This is a genomic window from Rhodopirellula bahusiensis, assembly GCF_002727185.1.
Classification (GTDB): domain Bacteria; phylum Planctomycetota; class Planctomycetia; order Pirellulales; family Pirellulaceae; genus Rhodopirellula; species Rhodopirellula bahusiensis.
On record NZ_NIZW01000007.1, the window covers coordinates 37950 to 56723 of the forward strand.

The 18774-nt window shown below is 55.2% G+C and carries 27 protein-coding genes; 23 read left to right on the plus strand and 4 right to left on the minus strand.

Annotated elements, in window-relative coordinates:
- Positions 1 to 30: 30 nt before the first annotated feature.
- The gene (gene fusA / locus CEE69_RS09775; protein WP_099260515.1) at positions 31 to 2205 is read left to right on the plus strand and encodes an elongation factor G; all 2175 of its coding nucleotides are present in this window, start codon (positions 31 to 33) and stop codon (positions 2203 to 2205) included.
- Between the two features lie 32 nt (positions 2206 to 2237).
- Here fusA and CEE69_RS09780 read toward each other — a convergent pair whose 3' ends face one another.
- From CEE69_RS09780 to CEE69_RS33125, 3 genes are all read right to left on the minus strand, one after another.
- Positions 2238 to 2786 carry a DUF2760 domain-containing protein gene (locus tag CEE69_RS09780; protein ID WP_099260516.1) on the minus strand — a complete coding sequence of 183 codons (549 nt, stop codon included), beginning with the start codon at positions 2784 to 2786 and terminating at the stop codon, positions 2238 to 2240.
- 91 nt (positions 2787 to 2877) lie between these two features.
- Positions 2878 to 4182 carry an aminotransferase class I/II-fold pyridoxal phosphate-dependent enzyme gene (locus tag CEE69_RS09785; protein ID WP_099260719.1) on the minus strand — a complete coding sequence of 435 codons (1305 nt, stop codon included), beginning with the start codon at positions 4180 to 4182 and terminating at the stop codon, positions 2878 to 2880.
- Between the two features lie 130 nt (positions 4183 to 4312).
- The gene (locus CEE69_RS33125; protein WP_233215094.1) at positions 4313 to 4846 is read right to left on the minus strand and encodes a DUF2752 domain-containing protein; all 534 of its coding nucleotides are present in this window, start codon (positions 4844 to 4846) and stop codon (positions 4313 to 4315) included.
- A 360-nt stretch (positions 4847 to 5206) separates the two neighbouring features.
- Here CEE69_RS33125 and rpsJ point away from each other — a divergent pair, with 360 nt between their 5' ends.
- The 22 genes from rpsJ (at position 5207) to CEE69_RS09915 (ending at position 17990) form a co-directional block, all read left to right on the plus strand.
- A complete protein-coding gene (gene rpsJ, locus CEE69_RS09800; protein ID WP_007326795.1) occupies positions 5207 to 5533 on the plus strand; it encodes a 30S ribosomal protein S10 in 327 nt (108 codons plus the stop codon).
- Between the two features lie 335 nt (positions 5534 to 5868).
- Positions 5869 to 6555 carry a 50S ribosomal protein L3 gene (gene rplC, locus CEE69_RS09805; RefSeq protein ID WP_099260518.1) on the plus strand — a complete coding sequence of 229 codons (687 nt, stop codon included), beginning with the start codon at positions 5869 to 5871 and terminating at the stop codon, positions 6553 to 6555.
- A gap of 11 nt (positions 6556 to 6566) precedes the next feature.
- Positions 6567 to 7235: a 50S ribosomal protein L4 gene (gene rplD, locus CEE69_RS09810; RefSeq protein ID WP_099260519.1), complete on the plus strand. Its 669-nt coding sequence runs from the start codon at positions 6567 to 6569 to the stop codon at positions 7233 to 7235.
- 1 nt (position 7236) lies between these two features.
- Positions 7237 to 7560, plus strand: a complete 324-nt coding sequence (gene rplW / locus CEE69_RS09815; RefSeq protein ID WP_008661866.1) for a 50S ribosomal protein L23 — start codon at positions 7237 to 7239, stop codon at positions 7558 to 7560.
- 97 nt (positions 7561 to 7657) lie between these two features.
- Entirely contained in the window at positions 7658 to 8518 is an 861-nt protein-coding gene (gene rplB / locus CEE69_RS09820; protein ID WP_099260520.1) for a 50S ribosomal protein L2, read from the plus strand.
- Between the two features lie 34 nt (positions 8519 to 8552).
- A complete protein-coding gene (gene rpsS / locus CEE69_RS09825) occupies positions 8553 to 8822 on the plus strand; it encodes a 30S ribosomal protein S19 (protein WP_007326800.1) in 270 nt (89 codons plus the stop codon).
- 60 nt (positions 8823 to 8882) lie between these two features.
- Positions 8883 to 9242 carry a 50S ribosomal protein L22 gene (gene rplV / locus CEE69_RS09830; protein ID WP_011121604.1) on the plus strand — a complete coding sequence of 120 codons (360 nt, stop codon included), beginning with the start codon at positions 8883 to 8885 and terminating at the stop codon, positions 9240 to 9242.
- A 95-nt stretch (positions 9243 to 9337) separates the two neighbouring features.
- On the plus strand, positions 9338 to 10048 hold the full coding sequence (gene rpsC, locus CEE69_RS09835) for a 30S ribosomal protein S3 (protein WP_007326802.1): 711 nt from the start codon (positions 9338 to 9340) through the stop codon (positions 10046 to 10048).
- A complete protein-coding gene (gene rplP / locus CEE69_RS09840; RefSeq protein ID WP_261340135.1) occupies positions 9996 to 10403 on the plus strand; it encodes a 50S ribosomal protein L16 in 408 nt (135 codons plus the stop codon). The genes rpsC and rplP overlap by 53 nt, the downstream gene beginning before the upstream one ends.
- A 189-nt stretch (positions 10404 to 10592) precedes the next feature.
- Positions 10593 to 10799 (plus strand): 50S ribosomal protein L29, encoded by a 207-nt coding sequence (gene rpmC, locus CEE69_RS09850; protein ID WP_007326804.1) that lies wholly within the window; start codon positions 10593 to 10595, stop codon positions 10797 to 10799.
- A 49-nt stretch (positions 10800 to 10848) separates the two neighbouring features.
- On the plus strand, positions 10849 to 11202 hold the full coding sequence (gene rpsQ / locus CEE69_RS09855) for a 30S ribosomal protein S17 (protein ID WP_099260522.1): 354 nt from the start codon (positions 10849 to 10851) through the stop codon (positions 11200 to 11202).
- A 54-nt stretch (positions 11203 to 11256) separates the two neighbouring features.
- Positions 11257 to 11625, plus strand: a complete 369-nt coding sequence (rplN, locus tag CEE69_RS09860) for a 50S ribosomal protein L14 (RefSeq protein ID WP_007326806.1) — start codon at positions 11257 to 11259, stop codon at positions 11623 to 11625.
- 77 nt (positions 11626 to 11702) lie between these two features.
- On the plus strand, positions 11703 to 12050 hold the full coding sequence (gene rplX / locus CEE69_RS09865; protein WP_099260523.1) for a 50S ribosomal protein L24: 348 nt from the start codon (positions 11703 to 11705) through the stop codon (positions 12048 to 12050).
- Positions 12051 to 12117: 67 nt separating this feature from the next.
- Positions 12118 to 12699, plus strand: a complete 582-nt coding sequence (rplE, locus tag CEE69_RS09870) for a 50S ribosomal protein L5 (RefSeq protein ID WP_099260524.1) — start codon at positions 12118 to 12120, stop codon at positions 12697 to 12699.
- Positions 12700 to 12797: 98 nt separating this feature from the next.
- Positions 12798 to 12983 carry a type Z 30S ribosomal protein S14 gene (locus tag CEE69_RS09875; RefSeq protein WP_007326809.1) on the plus strand — a complete coding sequence of 62 codons (186 nt, stop codon included), beginning with the start codon at positions 12798 to 12800 and terminating at the stop codon, positions 12981 to 12983.
- Between the two features lie 29 nt (positions 12984 to 13012).
- Entirely contained in the window at positions 13013 to 13414 is a 402-nt protein-coding gene (rpsH, locus tag CEE69_RS09880) for a 30S ribosomal protein S8 (protein ID WP_007326810.1), read from the plus strand.
- Between the two features lie 65 nt (positions 13415 to 13479).
- Positions 13480 to 14025 carry a 50S ribosomal protein L6 gene (gene rplF / locus CEE69_RS09885; protein ID WP_099260525.1) on the plus strand — a complete coding sequence of 182 codons (546 nt, stop codon included), beginning with the start codon at positions 13480 to 13482 and terminating at the stop codon, positions 14023 to 14025.
- 83 nt (positions 14026 to 14108) lie between these two features.
- Complete coding sequence (gene rplR, locus CEE69_RS09890; protein ID WP_099260721.1) at positions 14109 to 14477, plus strand: 50S ribosomal protein L18; 369 nt, start codon at positions 14109 to 14111, stop codon at positions 14475 to 14477.
- A gap of 47 nt (positions 14478 to 14524) precedes the next feature.
- Positions 14525 to 15058: a 30S ribosomal protein S5 gene (gene rpsE, locus CEE69_RS09895; RefSeq protein WP_099260526.1), complete on the plus strand. Its 534-nt coding sequence runs from the start codon at positions 14525 to 14527 to the stop codon at positions 15056 to 15058.
- 163 nt (positions 15059 to 15221) lie between these two features.
- Positions 15222 to 15716, plus strand: coding sequence for a 50S ribosomal protein L15 (rplO, locus tag CEE69_RS09900; protein WP_099260527.1), 495 nt, complete (start codon positions 15222 to 15224; stop codon positions 15714 to 15716).
- A 278-nt stretch (positions 15717 to 15994) separates the two neighbouring features.
- Positions 15995 to 17389 (plus strand): preprotein translocase subunit SecY, encoded by a 1395-nt coding sequence (secY, locus tag CEE69_RS09910; RefSeq protein ID WP_099260528.1) that lies wholly within the window; start codon positions 15995 to 15997, stop codon positions 17387 to 17389.
- A gap of 13 nt (positions 17390 to 17402) precedes the next feature.
- Complete coding sequence (locus CEE69_RS09915; protein WP_099260722.1) at positions 17403 to 17990, plus strand: adenylate kinase family protein; 588 nt, start codon at positions 17403 to 17405, stop codon at positions 17988 to 17990.
- A gap of 43 nt (positions 17991 to 18033) precedes the next feature.
- Here CEE69_RS09915 and CEE69_RS09920 read toward each other — a convergent pair whose 3' ends face one another.
- Positions 18034 to 18774 carry a thioredoxin family protein gene (locus tag CEE69_RS09920; RefSeq protein ID WP_099260723.1) on the minus strand — a complete coding sequence of 247 codons (741 nt, stop codon included), beginning with the start codon at positions 18772 to 18774 and terminating at the stop codon, positions 18034 to 18036.

An 18774-nucleotide genomic window follows, 5' to 3' on the forward strand; every position in this document is an offset into this window, starting at 1 on the left:
GCTACGCGCGATGCCCTCTAACGTTCACAATTGGTCGCGATTCGGTTCTGCCGGATCGCGATTTTTCTTTGCGCACCCGCCCCAAAACGCTTCCCAACGCACCGACCCGCCATGGCCGCCGACATATCCAAGATTCGCAACATCGGGATCATCGCCCACATCGACGCTGGCAAAACCACCGTCACCGAGCGAATGCTCTACCTCAGCGGCGCAAAACACCGAGTTGGACGAGTCGACCACGGCACCACCGACACCGACGATGACCCCGAAGAACAAGAACGCGGCATCACGATCTTCAGCGCCTGTGTGAAGTACGGCTGGGGCGACTACAACATCAACCTGCTGGACACCCCCGGCCACGTTGACTTCACCGCCGAAGTCGAACGCTGCCTCCGAGTCCTCGACGGAGCGGTCGTGGTGTTCTCCGCACGCGAAGGCGTCGAGGCCCAAAGCGAAACCGTGTGGCGACAAGCTGATCGCTATGAGGTCCCTCGTATCGTGTTCATCAACAAGATGGATCGCGAAGGCGCAAGCTTCGAGACCGTCTTCAACGACATCGGACCTCGACTGGGCGGCCGACCAGTCGCGGTCGAACTTCCGGTCGGTGAAGGCCCCGCGCACGTCGACAACCCGTTCCGCGGCGTGATTGACCTGGTCAACATGAAACTCTTGCAATTCGACCCAGAAACGGAAGGCAAGCAAGTCACCGAGACCGATCTACCGGAGGAACTGGCCGACGACGCCGCGATCTGGCGAGAGCAGATGCTGGAAGCGGTCTACGAGATCAGCGAAGACGCAATGACACTGGCGATGGAAGACAAGGAAATCCCTCGCGATGTGATCCTGGCAGCTCTGCGAAAAGGCTGCCTCGACCGCACCATCCAACCCGTCTTCTGCGGCTCCGCTCTCCACGGAATCGGCGTGCAGCCACTGATGACCGGCGTCGGAAACTTTCTCCCCAGCCCGCTGGATCGCCCAGCGGTCGAAGGCCACGACCCAAAGAAACCCGACAAAACACTCTCCCGAAACCCAGACCCGAAAGAGCCATTCTGCGGCCTCGTTTTCAAGATTTTGCCCGCGAAAACGGGCGACAATTATTGGATCCGGATCTACAGCGGCGAGCTAAAACAAAACTCTCGCGTGCAGTGCCCCAACCGAGACAAAAAGGAGAATGTCGCCCAAATTTGGCAAATCCACGCCTCGAAAAAGGAACGCGACGGGCAAGTCGATTCCGTCGGCGCCGGCGATATCTGCTGCGTGATCGGACCGCGATTCGCCATCACCGGCGACACGGTTTGCGACACTAAAGAAGCGATCGAACTGCCCAGCATCAAATTCGCCGAAACAGTGCTCTCGATGGCGATCGAACCAGAAAGCACGGCAGACCGAAAGAAGCTGGAAGAAACCCTCGACATGCTCCGCCGCCAAGACCCGACGTTCCGGGCGGTCGACAACGAAGAGATCGGCCAGACGATCATCAGCGGCATGGGCGAACTGCACCTCGAAGTCATCCAGCACCGCCTGACTCGCGACTTTGGACTGAACGTCAAGTTCTACAAGCCTCGCGTGAACTACCGCGAAACCATCGGCGGCAACGCCGAACTGGTCGGCCAATGCAACCGCGTGGTTGGCTCGACGCAGATGTTTGCTCGGCTGAAAGTGAAGATCAGCCCAACCGAAAACCCGTCTGACCCCGTCGTTGTGTTCGACCGACTTTCGCCTGATGCCGGCCTCCCCAATGCGATCCGAAGTGCGGCCATCGACGAACTTCGCGACCGAGCGGAAGGCGGCGGCATGATCGCCGGATTCCCGCTATCCGGCGTCCGAATCGATGTCCTGGACGCGGAAATGGCTGAAGAAGGCAGCGATGAAGTCGCATTCCGAATTGCCGCTGGCGATGCATTCGAAAGCGGCCTGCAAGCCGCCGGCCCCGTGCTCCTCGAACCCGTCATGCGAGTCGAGGTCACCACACCGGAAGACTACATGGGCGAGATCGTGGGCGACCTTCAACAACGCCGCGCGATCATTGCGTCGACCGAAAGCCGCGGGGCCATGACCGTGATCACAGCTCACGCTCCACTGAAAGAAATGTTCGGCTACTCAGGAGCGGTTCGCAGCCTTAGCCAAGGCCGAGCCGGAAGCAGCATGGAACCCTACGGCTACCAAGCGGCACCCAAAGAAGACGCCGATAGCTTCCAGTACTAGGAACGCCTCCCGCACGAAGAACACCTAGTCAATCACGAAGCCTGGACCTGCGTCGGGGCGATGACCATCGCGTCACCTTCACTCCCTGACCAAGCTGGCAATTGGACCTGCGAAGCCTGCCAACCGGCGTGCACAACCTTGCCCTCCGTTGCCCCAGCAGACTCGCCCACCCAGCGCACCCGAGCCGAAGACGCGGCCGCGTCGACCGGAATCGATTGCCCCTCAGCCGCTTCAACCAATGGCTTGATCACCAACAATCGATCCAGCGTTTGACGACACTGCTTCAAACAGGGCCGGGCCGCGGCACCAACCTGGTCGTCGCCGTACTGATCCAAATCCTCGTGGATCAAATCCACCAAACGAGCGTCCCGCTGAAGCGCGGCCAGCAGCGTGACCGCGTCGCTCTGCAGCGACTTCGGCTTGACCGGCTCCGCCGGCTTCTGCTCCGCAATTACGGGCGAAAAAGTGACTGAATTCGGCGTGACCGGATCAGTTCCATCGAGCGCCAACGCCACTCGCTCGGCGACCCGAGGATCAAACATTGCCCGCCAAAACGCTCTCAGAGCCAAACCCAAACGCATCTCGATGTCACCTCAAGAACCAATCACAGCCACGGAAAAGCCAACCAAACAGGCTGACCTCCCACCAGAACAAACTCAAAGACACGAACGACTAAGTCGCTGAAGAAGCAACCGACCCCAGATCAGCTTCCTTGGATGCCAAACACTTGCCGATTTGACGAACCGCTTGCCGCAGCCGATGCTCGTTCTCAACCAACGACATCCGCAAATAACCCTCACCCGCAGCACCAAAACCGCTCCCCGGACTGACCGCGACATTGCCTTCTTCAAGCAACATCATGGCGAAATCCATCGTGCTCATCTGGCTCTTCCAAGGCTCTGGCACCTCCGCCCAAACAAACATCCCAGCCTTCGGCGGATTGACATTCCAACCCAATCGACGCAGACCGCTTACCAACACATCACGCCGGCCCTGGTAGACCTCCGACTGCTTCAAAACGGTCGCTTCCGTTTCGCGAAGCGCGACGATCGCGGCAATTTGAATTGCCTGGAACATGCCGTAGTCGTAGTAGCCCTTGATCGTGCCCAAACCGCGAACCATATCCGCGTTTCCGGCACAGAATCCAACACGCCAACCGGCCATGTTGTACCCCTTGCTCATCGTCGTGAACTCGACACCCACATCCTTGGCACCGGGAGCTGACAGGAAGCTCGGCGGAACATAGCCATCAAAGGCGACATCGGCGTAAGCAAAGTCGTGAATCACCATCAGGCCATACTTCTTGGCCAAACGAACCACCTCGACAAAGAAGTCCGCCTCGATCACAGCCGACGATGGATTGTGCGGGTAATTAACGATCAAAACCTTCGGACGAGGCGTCAAATTCTCGCAGGTGTAAGCCACATTGCTCAGGAACTTGTCCGGATCTGCGACATCCAGCGCGACCACGTTGCCAGACGCCAAAATCACTCCGTACATATGAACCGGGAAGTAGGGCGAAGGAATGATCGCCGTGTCGCCGGGCCCCATCAGAGCCAAACACATATGCGAGAACCCCTCTTTGCTTCCCAAGCAAGCGATGATCTCGCCCTCAGGATCCAAACGCACGCCATATTTGCGGTGATATTTGCTGGCGACTTCGCGACGCAGGTTCGTGATCCCGTTCGACTTGCTGTAACCGTGATTGCCAATGTCAGCAGCGGCGTCATTCAGCTTTTGAACAACCACTGGATCCGGCGGATCCGATGGATTCCCCATCCCCAGATCAATCACATCGTCCCCGGCACGCCGCTTCTGATACAGCAAATTGTTGATGCGGCCGAACATATAAGGCGGCAAACGGTCGACCCGCGAGGCCATCTTCACTTCGAATTCCGCTGGCTCAGGATCCGTCGTGGGCGAATCAATTGCAGGTGCGTCGATGTTGGGCGTGTCGGGATTAAAGGTGTCACTCATTTTGACGCCGAGGTGAAAATTGCCAGGAAACAAACGAAATCGGCCAGCCCCTTCGAGACCGGCCCGAGCCGCATTCTCACACGCACCCGCCACATTCGTGTAGGGGGAATCAAACTTTTGGCCCGAAATTTCAATCGAACTGCAATCGAACCAGCCATTCGGCCGCGCTGAGAACACCGATGAACACGACACCGAACCCCATCCACCAGTTCGCTTTGCCCGACGAACTCCGGCCGAACCACGCCACCCTCACGGCAACGACCACCAACGCCAAAACAAATAACCCCAGCAGCATCCCAGCAAAACTCGCCTGGGCAGAAGCAACCAAATCACCACGAGTCAACCAACTCCAAGAAGTCGTCATCCCACACGCTGGACACCGAATCCCAAACAACATCCGCATCGAACACGGCGGCAAACCCAACTGCTGATGCGTCCCCAATCCCGCTGAAGCCGGCGACAAAGAACGAGCCACACCCAGCAACCCTCCGCCGACCAACGCACCCGTGATCATCAGCAAACGAAACCACCAAGCACACCGATTCGCGGACAAACCAACCGGCGCGGGCACCGACTGCCTTCCCAAATCCCCCGCTTTGACTCCACTCGAGAGCGAAGCCGAACCCTCTTCCACAGAACCCACCAAACGAACACCTACACGCACAAAACAATCCAAGAACAAAAACCAAAACAGCCCGCTCAACCCAACCTGCCTCGACGAATCAAAACAAGCCAACCAACACCGACTCAAGGCCACGATCAATCGCGTCGATGACCATTGCCTTGGCGAATCCAATTCTCCAAAGACAGAGTGCTTCACGGAGACGTTCTCAGGCTTCCTAGCACGAATTGAACCTTCGCTCACCAATGCCAAGGTCAATCCCGGCAAAATCAACGGCTTTTTTTAATCAATTGTTCAAAAGCCGTTGACGCTCAAAGACGCCAACCGTACATTCTCGCCTCCCCACAGCAAAGTTGCCGTGAGGAATGGACTCGTTTCTCGTTCCCGACTTGGAAGTAAGCAGTGTCAACCGGCCCCAGCGAAGTCATCCGCATTCGAATGGAAGCGTACGACCATGCCGTGCTGGACCAGAGTGCCCGCGACATTGTCGACACAGTCAAAGCGACAGCCAGCATTGTGCATGGCCCCATCCCTTTGCCAACCCGAATCGAGCGATACACGGTCCTGTCGAGCCCCTTCGTCAACAAGAAGGCTCGTCAACAATATGAAATCCGAACGCACAAGCGTTTGGTGGACATCGTTCAGGCATCCGCCAAGACGATCGAAGCACTCAACAAGCTAAGCCTGCCGGCTGGTGTCGATATCAAGATCAAGGCGTCCGCCCGCTGATCGGTCGACAATCGCACTCCGCAACCCCGGCATTCAACTGACAAAGAGCCCTCACTGATTGAGCTGACGCGAATCACTTCGCCGGCAACATCAGTCTTCAAACGGCCTCCCAGTCAGAACAAGATCGGACCCCACGGCGACAAGCCACCTCAGAGGGGACCGACTCAAGTTAACCCCATCACACACACGAATTGGTCACGGTTTTCCGCATGGACGGAAGTCGCGACGAAATCACTTGGGCTCGGCGTCCGCCGACCACCTGAGCCGATCGTCACGAAAGTCTCGGAACTCCTATCGAATCGCACATCGCTCGCTGACCGCGAGCAGGAACTGTTATGTCACCATCTATCCTTGGCCGTAAAATCGGGATGACTCAGATCTTCCTGGAAGACGGAACCGCTGTTCCCGTCACGGTCGTGCAAGCTGGCCCTTGCCACGTGCTGCAAGTACGCAGCAAAGATCGCGACGGCTACGAAGCTGTTCAAATGGGTTTCGAAGACAAGCCACGCCGCTTGGCAAAACGCAGTGAGCGTGGCCAGGTTGCCACCATCGAGAGCAAACGCTCCAAGAAGCGTTCTGCCGCTGGTATCGAAGCCCCGACCAAAGCAGATTGTGAACCACAGCGATTCGTTCGCGAATTCCGCGGACCATCCGAAGCAAACGTCGGCGACACCCTTACCGTTGAACAGTTCAACGATGTCAAAAAGGTTGATGTCACCGGAAACAGCAAAGGCCGCGGATTCGCGGGTGTCATGAAACGACACAACTTCGCTGGACAACGTGCCACCCACGGTGTCAAGAAGTGTCACCGTCACGCCGGTGGTACCGGGATGAGTGCATCGCCGAGCCGCACGTTCAAAGGCAAGCGAATGGCTGGCCAGTACGGCAACGCCAAAGTCACCACCCGCAACCTTGAAGTCGTTCGCGTCGACGCAGAAAACAACCTGCTGATGATTCGCGGTGCGGTTCCTGGACCTAACGGCGGCTTTGTCTCGATTCGTCAAACCAACAAAGTCGGCTGAGGAATACAATCATGGCAAACCTACCTATCCTCGACGCATCCGGCAAAGAAGTCGGCCAGTACGAGATCGACACCGAACAAATCGCCAACCGAGTCAGCAAACAATTGCTGCACGACGTGGTGGTCATGTACCAAGCCAATAAACGCCAAGGTTCGCACAACACACGAACCCGCGGCCAAGTCAGCGGTACGAACAAAAAAATGTATCGCCAAAAAGGCACGGGCAACGCTCGTGCCGGCTCCAAGCGAACCAATGTTCGCCGTGGTGGTGGCGTTGCACGAACGGTCAAACCTCGCGACTACAGCTACCGACTGCCAAAGAAGGCGATCAAGACCGCCACTCGCATGGCGATCCGATCACGCATCGACGATGGCGAAATCGTAGTCATCAACGAACTGAAGCTGGACGCACCAAAGACCAGCCAAATCGCCCAGATCCTGAAGAACCTCGGACTGGCCGACACAACCACGCTGATCGCGACCGCCGGTGACGACCAAATCATCTACAAGAGCGGTCGCAACATCAGCGGCGTGACGGTTGAACCCGTTCGCCAACTGAACGCACTGACTCTGCTGACTCCGAAACGAGTGCTCTTCACCCAAGAAGCACTGGACCGAGTCAAAGACGGCACATTCGCCGGTTCCACTCAGAACACCAACGAAGCGGAGGCAGCGGCCTGATATGTCTGCGATCCAACCACCCAAACCTGTTGAACGCAAGATCGAACTGGAACCCCACCAGGTCTTGCTGAAACCACTCGTGACCGAAAAAGGCGTGCACCGCGCGACACGGAACAACCAATACGCGTTCCAAATTCACCGCGACGCCACCAAACTGGACGTCAAAAAGGCTGTTGAACATTTGTTCGACGTCAAGGTCCTCAAAGTCCGCACCCAAACCCGCAAAGGGAAAGCTCGCCGGTTCAAGTACAAGATTGGACGAACCAGCGATTGGAAGAAGGCGATTGTCTCGCTGCACGAAGATCATCGGATCGACTTCTTCTAAGACACTGTGACGAGCCGCAGGTTCACCAACGCTCGAACATCAATCTCAACCAAATACTTTTCCGCACAGAAACAGCTCGCAAGATAAAGCGATACTCATGGGCATCCGAATCTACAAGCCGACCAGCGCCGGCCGACGCAACGCGTCGGTCAGCGACTTCAAGGAACTGACGCCTGGCTACACGCCAGAACGTTCCTTGCTGCGTCCAAAGACCAAAACCGGCGGACGGAACAACCAGGGCAAAATCACTTCGCGTCACCGTGGTGGCGGACACAAGCAAAAATATCGCGTCATTGACTTCCGTCGCGTCAAAGACGGTCTCGTTGCAACGGTCGACTCGGTTCAGTACGACCCGAACCGCACCGCACGCATCGCATTGCTGAAGTACCCCGACGGCGAAAAGCATTACGTCATTGCTCCTTCGGGAGTTGCCGCGGGCGACAAACTACAAAACGGACCAGAAGCACCTCCAGTTGTTGGCAACTGCCTTCCACTGAAAAACATTCCGTTGGGAACCTCGGTTTGCTGCATTGAAATGCGTGCTGGCCGCGGTGCTGTGATGTGCCGCTCAGCTGGCACACAAGCAACACTTCAAGCCCGCGAAGCAGACTGGGCTCAGTTGTTGCTTCCTTCCGGTGAAGTTCGTCGAGTGCCAAGTGCTTGCCGAGCAACCATTGGACAAGTCGGCAACAGCGATCACATGAACGTTGTTCTTGGCAAAGCGGGTCGCTCACGTTGGCTCGGTCGTCGACCTCACGTTCGCGGTACTGCCATGAACCCGATCGATCACCCGCACGGTGGTGGTGAAGGTCGAACCAAAGGTGGACGTCACCCAGTCAGCCCATCGGGCAAGAGTGCAAAGGGCGGCCGTACCCGTCAAAAACGTAAACCAAGCAACTCGTCGATCGTTCGCCGACGCAAGAGTCGTCGCTACGGTCAGTTGAAACTCCACAAGTAGGCCACCCTTTCAGCGGCAACTCCGGTAAAAAATCATGAGTCGAAGCAGTAAGAAGGGTCCCTTTGTTGACCCGAAAGTCTTTTTCAAAGTTCAGAAGGCAGCCGAAACAGGCTCGAAAGAACCGATCAAGACATGGGCACGATCTTGCACGATCGTTCCAGAATTCGTGAACGTCACGTTCATGGTTCACAACGGACGCCAGCACATCAAAGTGTTGGTGACCGAAGACATGGTGGGTCACAAACTCGGTGAGTTTGCTCCCACGCGGACCTTCAAGGGTCACGGCGGCAAGGGCAAACGCTAATCACTAGCGTCCCACCACACGGTTGGTGAATTTCACGAGTCAAACGATTTAGCGACAGACATGTCTCAATTCAACGCATATCATAAGAACGCCCGCATCAGCGCCCAAAAGGTGCGTCTGGTTGCCGATTTGGTTCGTGGCATGTTTGCCGACGAAGCATTGGACACCCTGAAGTATCAGCCCCAACGTGGTGCTCGTATGCTTGAGAAGGTGATCAAAAGTGCTGTCGGAAACGCACAGGACCCAGATCAGAACAGCGGACGCAGCCATCGCATCGAAGAACTGGTCATCACCGACGTTCGTGTCGACGGCGGCCCCATGTTCAAACGCATTCAGCCTCGTGCTCGTGGCATGGCGTTCATGATCAAAAAACGCTCCAGCCACATTCGTGTGGGCCTGACACATATCGAAAATGTTTAGTTGATGATCGCCTGAGGGAATCCTCAAGCATCCAAACGACACCAAACACAACACCGTTTATTTAACTCCCTGCCTTCAGCACTCAGCACTCTCCCATGGGTCAAAAAGTCAATCCGATTGCGTTTCGTACCGGCGTCACCCGTGGTTGGGGAAGTCGTTGGTATGCCTCGAAGCAGGATTTTGCGGACCTGCTGGTGGAAGATCGCAAGATTCGCGAATTCATCACCAAGCACCCCAAGAAGTCACAATACAAGAGCGCGGGAATCGATCGTATCGAGATCGAACGTACTCGCGATGAAGTTCGGGTGATGCTTTACGTTGCTCGCCCAGGTTTGATCATCGGCAAGAAGGGACAGGAAATTGAGATCCTGCAAGCCGAACTGCAGAACCTGGTTGGACGTCGCATCAACCTGAAAGTGGAAGAAGTTGGACGCCCTGAATTGCAAGCTCAATTGGTTGCTGAGGACATCTCGCAGCAATTGGCAAAGCGATCCAGCTTCCGCCGCACAATGAAACGAATGCTCGAACAGACGATGGACGCTGGTGCAAAGGGCATCAAAATCCAAATGGCCGGTCGACTGGGCGGTGCCGAAATGGCCCGTCGCGAAAAGCAAAGTGCTGGCTCGATTCCATTGAGCACGCTACAAGCCAAGATTGATTACGGATTCACCGAAGCGATGACGCCACAGGGGCACATCGGGATTCAAGTGTGGATTAACCAAGGTACTTACGGAGACGACAACGATGGCGCTGATGCCCAAACGGGTCAAGCATCGAAAAAGCCAAAGAGGTCGTATAAAAGGTAACGCGACTCGCGGCAATACGGTCGTCTTTGGTGACTACGGTATCCAATCACTGGATGCTGGCTGGATCAAAGCTACGACGATCGAAGCCGGACGGATCGCTGCCCAGCAATACGTTCGCGGCCAAGGCAAGCTCTATATCCGAATCTTTCCCGACAAGTCTGTGACTAGCACACCGCTGGAAACACGGATGGGTAAAGGTAAAGGGGAGCCTGACTTTTGGGCCGCGGTTGTTAAGCCGGGAACCATTTTATACGAACTCAGTGGCGTGACCGAACAACAAGCCAAGGTGTGCTTTGCACGTCTGGCGAGCAAGATGCCGGTCAAAGTCCGATTTGTTGAACGCCGCTCAGCGTGATCGCTTTGCGGTCCGACAGATTGGCGGGTCGATGAGAAGGGTTGTCCGAGAGACTTCACCATACATGAGCAACGTGAATGATCGAAACATCGATTGTTCCGTTGATCGGGGTTACGAAGTCAAACGGTTCGCAACCCAAAGCATTCTGGCCTTTGAACAATTCATCCCCTTTGACCTTTGTCTAATTCGATGACCAAACTGACCGAACTTCGCGAAATGAGCGACGAACAGCTCGACGCGACTGCGAAGGAAGCCGCCGAAACCCTGTTTCGCTTGCGTTTCCAATCTCAGTCCGAGCGTTTGAACACGCCCAGCGAAATCAAGAAAAACCGAAAAACGATCGCTCGTGTTAAGACGATCCAAACCGAACGTCAACTTGCTCAACCGCAAGCATAGTTGACGCCACTACCTCACCCATTCATTCACTGCACGTCCAACTAGCACCATGCCCAAACGCGTCGTAGCCGGAATTGTGACCAGCGACAAAATGAGCAAGACGCGTCGCGTCGAGATCGCTCGTTTGGTCAAGCATCCAAAATACAAGAAGTACATTCGCCGCCGCACGGTGTGTCACGTTCACGACGAGAACAATGATTCGGGTGTGGGCGACAAGGTCGAAATCATTGAGTCGGAACCATTGAGCAAACTGAAACGCTGGCGTTTGGTTCGCGTGCTTGAAAAAAGCACCGCGGTCGACGTTGTTGCGTTGCGTGCTGCTCGCAAGAACGCCGAAGCCGAAGGCTTGGCTGCAGCTCACGCTGGTGAACCCGAAGCAGAATCGACCGCCTCGGACGCTTAATCGCAACCTCCTCCACACAATCGTCCAACGTTTTTGTCGTTGAAGTAAACAGATATGATCCAACAAGAATCCCGCCTCGATGTCGCCGACAACACCGGTGCTCGAGAAGTCATGTGCATCAAGGTGCTCGGCGGCAGTCGGCGTCGTTTCGCCACCGTTGGCGACGTGATCGTATGCAGCGTCAAGAGTGTGATTCCAGGCAGCGAAGTGAAGAAGAAGGCCGTTGTGCGTGCCGTGATCGTTCGCGTGAAGCAGCCCACCCGTCGTCCAGACGGAAGCTACATCCGGTTCGATTCCAACGCAGTGGTTTTGGTCGACAAAGACCGTAACCCACGCGGAACTCGTATCTTTGGTGCCGTTGCACGAGAGCTGCGTGAAAACAACTTCATGAAAATTGTCAGCCTGGCCAACGAAGTGGTCTGATTCGTTCGCCCAGCCAAGTTGCTGAGCGTCCGTCACCAAAACCATTTGAAAACAAATTACCGATCAAAGTTACTACCATGAAATTTCGCGTTGACGATGAAGTCATAGTGATTGCCGGAGCTGACAAAGGTCACCGTGGCAAAATCCTGAAAGTCGATCGCGACAAAGACAAGGTTGTCGTTGAAGGCGCCGCTCGCGTGTGGAAGCACGTGCGTCAAAGCCAAAAGAACCCACAGGGCGGTCGCTTGAACAAAGAGATGCCCATGAGTGCGAGCAACGTGATGTTGGTCGATCCATCGACCGGCAAACCGACCCGCATCGGTGTTCGTTTCCTGGACGACGGAAGCAAAGAGCGTTTCGCGAAGGCCAGCGGCGACAGCCTTGGTCAAATCGCTCCAGCCAAGGCTTCCAAAGCATCCAGCTGATTGACGACCACCACCACACAAACCTTACCCTATTGGCCGTTTTTTCCTCGGCGGCTCAGTGCCTAACATGTCCAGCAACATTCCACGAATGCAACAGCGATACGACGAATCCGTTCGTGCCGCTTTGACAGAAACATACGGCTACAAAAACGTGCACCAAGTGCCGCGTCTGCTGAAGATCAGCATGAACATGGGCGTTGGTGCTGCGGTTGGCGACAAGAAGGTCCTTGACTTGGCCATCGATTCGATGACCCAGATCACTGGCCAAAAGCCTGTCACCACCATCGCTCGTAAATCGATCGCCGGCTTCCGCCTGCGTGAAGGAATGCCAATCGGCTGCATGGTGACCATGCGTCGCCAACGCATGTTCGAGTTCCTGGACCGTTTGGTCTCGGTCGTTCTTCCTCGTGTCCGTGACTTTCGCGGTATCAGCCGAAAAGCCTTCGATGGCAACGGCAACTACACACTAGGACTGAACGAGCAACTGGTTTTCCCAGAACTGAACCCAGACAAATTCGTTCGTCCTCAAGGGATGAACATCAGCTTTGTGACCTCGGCCAAGACCGACGACGAAGCACGTGAGTTGTTGCGATTGTTCGGCATGCCGTTCAAGCAACCCAAAGAAAAAGAGCAGGCCGGCGCGGCCTGATTCGGTTCCCCTCCCGGAACCAACCAATCGTTATATTTCAATTCGTCACATGTCTCTCGCTTGAGACGCTCCCCGATCCGTACACCGCAGGTCCTTTCGTGGCAAGCAAATCCAAGGTCGCCAAGGCGCTTCGCACGCCTAAATTTTCAACTCGAAAAGAAAACCGTTGCAAGTTTTGCGGTCGTCCTCGTTCGGTGTATCGCAAGTTCGGCTTGTGCCGGATTTGCTTCCGTGAGAATGCCAATGCGGGATTGATCCCTGGCGTTCGTAAGAGCAGCTGGTGAGCTTGGATAATTAAAGGGAAACCACAGCCATGATGACCGACCCCATTGCCGACATGCTCACCCGAATCCGCAACGCCGTACGCGTCGAGCGTCCGTTCGTTGACATCCCTGCCAGCCGCGTAAAACGTGGTTTGGCGGATGTTCTCAAACGAGAAGGATTCATTTGGGACTGGAAGGAAGAGAAGCTGGAAGAAGAACCAGTCGGCTACCTTCGTTTGGAACTGAAATACGGTCCCAACGGAGAACGAGTGATCCAGTCGATTCGCCGAATCAGCAAGCCAGGCCGTCGTTTGTACAGCCGCAGCAAAGAACTCAAGCCTGTGTTGGGCGGTTTGGGAATCCGAATCATCAGCACCAGCAAAGGTGTGATCAGCGATCGCGAAGCACGCCGCGACAAAATTGGCGGCGAAGTCCTCTGCGAAGTGTCGTGATCGACCGTCGCTGACGCCCCCATTTGCCAAACCATTTAAATTCCCCCGTACATTTGTAATCAGCCATGAGCCGCATTGGTAACAAGCCAGTCGCGATCCCCGCCGGTGTGAAAGTCAGCATTGCTGATCGCAACATCGATGTGGAAGGTCCCAAGGGCAAACTGTCGTTCAAGCATCGCCCTGAAGTGAAGGTCGCTGTCGATAGCGATACCAACCAAGTGATCATTTCACGTGATGGTGACGATCGTCCCTCCCGCGAATTTCATGGCCTGACTCGTGCGATCATCGCGAACATGATGGTTGGCGTGAAAGACGGTTACGAAAAGAAGTTGGAAATCGTCGGTGTCGGTTACCTCGCATCGATCAGTGGTGACACGCTTCAGCTTCGCGTTGGTTATGCCAACGAACTGCACCGCAAGATCCCAACCGATTTGACCGTCACTTGCCCCGACCAGACTCACGTTGTGATTCAAGGTTGCGACAAACAAAGCGTTGGCCAATTCGCTGCAGAAATTCGTTCGCTTCGTAAACCTGAGCCATACAAGGGCAAAGGCATTCGATACCAAGGCGAACAAGTCAAAATCAAACCAGGTAAGTCGGCCACCAAGTAGGTTTGCCGTCGCAATTGGCGGAGCGTTGCTTCGCCGTTTCCATTCATTTCATCCGTTCACAACGATCATCGTGGGTCGTCACTATGGACAAGAACAAAAAACTCCAAAGCAAACGCCTGCGACGCCGGCGCCATGTTCGCAACAAGTTGCGAGGCAGTGCCGACCAGCCGCGTTTGTGCATTCAGCGCACGCTGAAGCACTTTGCTTGCCAGGTCGTTGACGACCAAGCTGGCAAGACCATTTTCAGTGCGAGCACGCGTGACAAAACTGTCCGCGACCAAGTGAAAGCCGGCGGCAACTGTGACGCTGCTGCATTGGTTGGTAAGCTGGTCGCAGAAAAAGCTGCTGAGGCGGGTGTTAAAACCGTCAAGCTCGATCGTGGTCACAACAAGTACCACGGCCGAGTCAAAGCATTCGCAGACGCCGCTCGCGAAGCTGGCTTGCAGTTTTAATTTTCCCATCCCGCGACATTCATCGCAACGAATCAACATAGTCCGCCATGAGCAACGCACGAAACAAACGCAACAACAAGAACGAAGAGCAAGGTTTGGAAGCCGGTCTTCTGGACCGTGTCGTCAAGATCAAACGTTGTGCGGCTGTCGTCAAAGGCGGTCGCCGTTTTAGCTTCGCTGCGATGGTCGTTGTCGGTAACGGCAGCGGACAGGTTGGCTGGGGCTATGGCAAAGCGAACGAAGTTCCGCCAAGCGTGCAAAAGGCACAAAAGCAAGCTTCACGCAGCATGATTCACGTTCCATTGGTTGAAGGAAGCATTCCTCACCAAGTTTGGGGCCGCTACGGTGCTGCTCGTGTGGTCCTGATTCCAGCCGGTGCTGGTACGGGTATCATCGCTGGCCAAGCTGTTCGTTCAGTTTGCGAAGCATGTGGAATCCACGACATTCTGACCAAATCGTACGGGACCAATAACCCTGTCACCTTGGTCAAAGCGACCCTCGACGCGATGAGCAAGTTGCGAACTCGTGAGCAAATCGCTGCTCTGCGTGGTCTGAACCCAGACGATTTGATCGAAGCCTAATCTCCCCGGCGGTTTTCATCCGCCGGAATGACATTGCTTGGTTCCCAACGCTTCACCGCGACAAACCTTGGATTCCATTGGCAAAGACACTCAATCTAACACTCGGGCAGCATGACTGACGCTCAGCGCTCAGCATCCGGCCCCCAGCCTTTCCATCACTACTATGCAACTCAACGACGTTCATCGCGGTATCACGAAAAACCGCCCTCGAAAACGCATCGGTCGTGGTCCTGGTAGCGGCACCGGCAAAACGTCGGGTCGTGGGCACAAGGGACACAAGAGCCGCAGCGGCTACAGCCGCAAGCCCAACTTCCAGGGCGGTGCGATGCCAATGTTCCGTCGAGTTCCAAAACGTGGTTTCAACAACCGCTGGGCTTTGACAATTTTCGCTGTCAATGTTGGCAAGTTGAATGACGCTTTCAACGAAGGCGAAACAGTGACGCTTGAAGCACTCGCTGCCAAGAACCTCGCCAAAGGCAACTTTGACGAACTAAAGGTTTTGGGCGATGGCGAGTTGACCAAAAAACTCACCATTCAGGCTCACCGCTTCAGCAAGTCGGCCGAAGAGAAAATCTCGGCAGCTGGCGGAACGGCAGAGAAGTTGGCTCCTAAACGTACACCTGACGAGCGCGTTGAAGCACTCAAGAGCGAAAAGTAGACGGCTGAGCCGCTGACCGCCCGCGGTCATGACTTTTCACCCAACCGACAAAACAACGGGCCTTGGCGATTTCGTCGGGCCTGTTTTTTTTGAACTGGCAGCTGTTCATCATCCTTCGTCGCAATCGTTCTTCCGCGAATCGGCTTTGGTTGCTAGTTTGATTGCCTAGGCGATGGTACTTTGCCGACGCCTAGTCCAGAACATTTATTGCGTGCTCACCATTCTTGCTTGGTGAGACGACACGAATTCACCCTGCACGATCGACGACGGACGGATCGATGTTTGAAAAGCTGCGAATCATTTTCTCGATCCCTGAGCTTCGTAAGAAGGTCATGCTTACGATCGGATTGCTTGCCATTTACCGGATCGGGTTCCACATCCCGTTGCCGATGATCGCGACGAACCTGGACAGTGGCGCCGGTGGCGGTGCTGCTGACTTCTTCGAAAAGGTCAGTGTTTTCGCGGCCAGCGATCTGCGTCAAGCGACGATCTTCGGCCTCGGAATCATGCCGTACATCTCGGCATCGATCATTTTCCAGTTGCTCGGGAGCGTTTACAAGCCGCTGGAAGAACTGAAGAAGGAAGGCGAAGCGGGACGGAAGAAGCTCAACGAATACACACGTTACTTGACCGTAGTGATCTGCTTGGTGCAGAGCTACATGTACCTGAAGTTCATGCTGATGGCTGGCTCCAATGGCCAAAGCAGCATCAACCCGAACTTCATGAATGCAAACGAACAACTGTTCTTTGGCTGGCAGATCGTCGCCGTGTTGGTGATGACAACGGGAACCGTGTTCCTGATGTGGCTCGGGGAGCAGATCGATGAATACGGAATTGGCAACGGGATCAGTTTGCTGATCATGGCCGGCATTCTGGCTCAGATGCCAAAGGCATTATACGAGCTCGTCCTGGGCATGAAGACCGAGTTGACTGGTTTGGCCAAGGGCCAGGTCGGGATTGAAACACTGATCATCCTCGTCGTGCTGTTTGTTGTTGTCGTCTTCGGTGTGGTGTTCATCACACTGGGGCAACGCAAGATCCCAACTCAATCAGCCAAGTTCACCCGTGGCCGTCGTGTTTATGGTGGTACTCGTCAGCACTTGCCGCTTCGAATCAACCAAGCCGGCGTGATGCCCATCATTTTCGCAAGCTCACTGTTGATGATTCCTGGTGTCTTGTTCGGCTTCCTCGCCGGCCAGTTCGCAACCGACAGTTCGTTGTTCCGCGGATTTGACTTGATCGGCTCAACGATGAGCGATCAAACCTCGTACTTCTTCAACCTGCTGTACGTCGGTTTGATCTTCTTCTTCTGCTACTTCTGGACGGCCATCACGTTCAATCCGAAAGAAATGAGCGACAACCTGCGTGATTCGGGAACGTTCATTCCCGGTTACCGACCGGGTCGCCGTACAACGGACTACCTCGAAAAGGTGATGGTCCGAATCACTTATGTTGGTGCTGCTTTCTTGGGTCTGATCGCGATTGTCCCAACGATCGTCTACGGATCGCTGGGTGTTCCTTACTCGATCGCCGGTTTCTATGGTGGTACGGGTCTGTTGATTGCTGTCAGCGTCGCATTCGACTTGGTGCAAAAGATCGACAGCCACTTGGTCATGCGAAACTACCGAGGATTGCTGGAAGGTGCCGGCGGCGGCACTTCACCCGTCGTTTGAATTTGGCAGTTTTGTGCGAATTGTCTTCATCGGTCCGCCTGGTGCGGGCAAGGGCACTCAATGTGAACTGCTTAGCAAAGCTCTGAACGTGCCACACATTGGCACGGGCGGAATGCTGAGGGCTCTGGAGCCCGAGAGTGGCGAGCAGATCCATGTTCGAATTGACCGAGGGCACTTCGCTCCGGATGAATTCGTGCTGCAGATGGTTGCCGAGCGGTTGGCTCAATCAGACAGCCAAATGGGCTACCTACTCGATGGTTTCCCGCGGACTCAAGTTCAAGCCAGTGCATTCGACGATCAACTGATGGCCGCTTCTCTGAAGCTGGACCACGTGTTGCACTTGCAGGTTTCCGCAGACGTACTCATTGAACGTCTTCGCAAACGGGGCGAAGAAGGGAATCGCGCCGACGATGCGGAAGAGTTCATTCGAGAACGTTTCCGAATCTACGAGGCCCGCACCGCACCGTTGCTGGATCACTATCGAAGCCAGGAACTCGTTCGTGACATTGACGCCTCTGATTCAGAGTCGTTGGTCCACGCTTCGATCTGCGAATGCTTGAATTTCAATCCGATGCTGAGCAAACCAGTCGCCAACGACTGAATAGCTGGCCCGGACTTCAAAGTATCCGCTTCAGTTCACGAATCTAGCGCTGACGACGAGAGCGACGTTGACGCTCCATCCGGATCCGACAACCAACTGGAACCGTTTCAGAAAGTGTCACGGGTTCACCTGCAAGTACTTCGTCGATCGCATTGCGGAGGTGGGGCTGAGTCACTTTTTGGCCATCAGGACTGTCATCCATCGCGCCCATGTAGGCGATCTTTCGATCGGCATCGAGCAAAAAGAACTGAGGCGTGTACTTGGCCCCATAGTCGCGAGCGATCTGCTGGGACTCGTCATACAAGTACGCGAATGGGAACGACTTTTCCGCGGCCTTCACCTTCATGGCCGGCATCGCATCGTCTTCGATCGTGTTGACGTTGACCGCGATCACCGAGACCGATTTCTCAGCGTAGTCCTTGGTCAGTGAGATCAAGCGTTTTTCCGCATCGACCGCATACGGGCAACTGTTGCAGGTGAATGCCAGAACCACGAATTTCGAATCCGATAGATCTTTCAGGGAGGAAGTCTCACCCGCGGTCGTCGGCAACTCACTCCATTCAGGTGCCGGATCGCCAATGTCCAGCACGGTGTTGAATTCACCTGCCGCAACCTGGCCGGCAATACCAACCAGGCCCCAAGTCGCAGCCAAACTCACCAGGACAAAACAACAAAACTTCATTGAGACTCTCTCGGACAAGGCAAAGGTACCATCGCGAATCAGTTTAACGGATCCCAACGCCGCAAGCGTGATTTCCACCGACTCGCTATGGATCCATTTCAT

Coding starts and splice junctions, on each gene's coding strand:
- CEE69_RS09780 (WP_099260516.1), bottom strand. CDS start 2,786: ATGCGTTTGGGTTTGGCTCTGAGAGCGTTTTGGCGGGCAATGTTTGAT.
- CEE69_RS09785 (WP_099260719.1), bottom strand. CDS start 4,182: ATGAGTGACACCTTTAATCCCGACACGCCCAACATCGACGCACCTGCA.
- rplC (WP_099260518.1), top strand. CDS start 5,869: ATGTCACCATCTATCCTTGGCCGTAAAATCGGGATGACTCAGATCTTC.
- rplD (WP_099260519.1), top strand. CDS start 6,567: ATGGCAAACCTACCTATCCTCGACGCATCCGGCAAAGAAGTCGGCCAG.
- rplW (WP_008661866.1), top strand. CDS start 7,237: ATGTCTGCGATCCAACCACCCAAACCTGTTGAACGCAAGATCGAACTG.
- rplB (WP_099260520.1), top strand. CDS start 7,658: ATGGGCATCCGAATCTACAAGCCGACCAGCGCCGGCCGACGCAACGCG.
- rpsS (WP_007326800.1), top strand. CDS start 8,553: ATGAGTCGAAGCAGTAAGAAGGGTCCCTTTGTTGACCCGAAAGTCTTT.
- rplV (WP_011121604.1), top strand. CDS start 8,883: ATGTCTCAATTCAACGCATATCATAAGAACGCCCGCATCAGCGCCCAA.
- rpsC (WP_007326802.1), top strand. CDS start 9,338: ATGGGTCAAAAAGTCAATCCGATTGCGTTTCGTACCGGCGTCACCCGT.
- rplP (WP_261340135.1), top strand. CDS start 9,996: ATGCCCAAACGGGTCAAGCATCGAAAAAGCCAAAGAGGTCGTATAAAA.
- rpmC (WP_007326804.1), top strand. CDS start 10,593: ATGACCAAACTGACCGAACTTCGCGAAATGAGCGACGAACAGCTCGAC.
- rpsQ (WP_099260522.1), top strand. CDS start 10,849: ATGCCCAAACGCGTCGTAGCCGGAATTGTGACCAGCGACAAAATGAGC.
- rplN (WP_007326806.1), top strand. CDS start 11,257: ATGATCCAACAAGAATCCCGCCTCGATGTCGCCGACAACACCGGTGCT.
- rplX (WP_099260523.1), top strand. CDS start 11,703: ATGAAATTTCGCGTTGACGATGAAGTCATAGTGATTGCCGGAGCTGAC.
- rplE (WP_099260524.1), top strand. CDS start 12,118: ATGTCCAGCAACATTCCACGAATGCAACAGCGATACGACGAATCCGTT.
- rpsH (WP_007326810.1), top strand. CDS start 13,013: ATGATGACCGACCCCATTGCCGACATGCTCACCCGAATCCGCAACGCC.
- rplF (WP_099260525.1), top strand. CDS start 13,480: ATGAGCCGCATTGGTAACAAGCCAGTCGCGATCCCCGCCGGTGTGAAA.
- rplR (WP_099260721.1), top strand. CDS start 14,109: ATGGACAAGAACAAAAAACTCCAAAGCAAACGCCTGCGACGCCGGCGC.
- rpsE (WP_099260526.1), top strand. CDS start 14,525: ATGAGCAACGCACGAAACAAACGCAACAACAAGAACGAAGAGCAAGGT.
- rplO (WP_099260527.1), top strand. CDS start 15,222: ATGCAACTCAACGACGTTCATCGCGGTATCACGAAAAACCGCCCTCGA.
- secY (WP_099260528.1), top strand. CDS start 15,995: ATGTTTGAAAAGCTGCGAATCATTTTCTCGATCCCTGAGCTTCGTAAG.
- CEE69_RS09920 (WP_099260723.1), bottom strand. CDS start 18,774: ATGAAATGGATCCATAGCGAGTCGGTGGAAATCACGCTTGCGGCGTTG.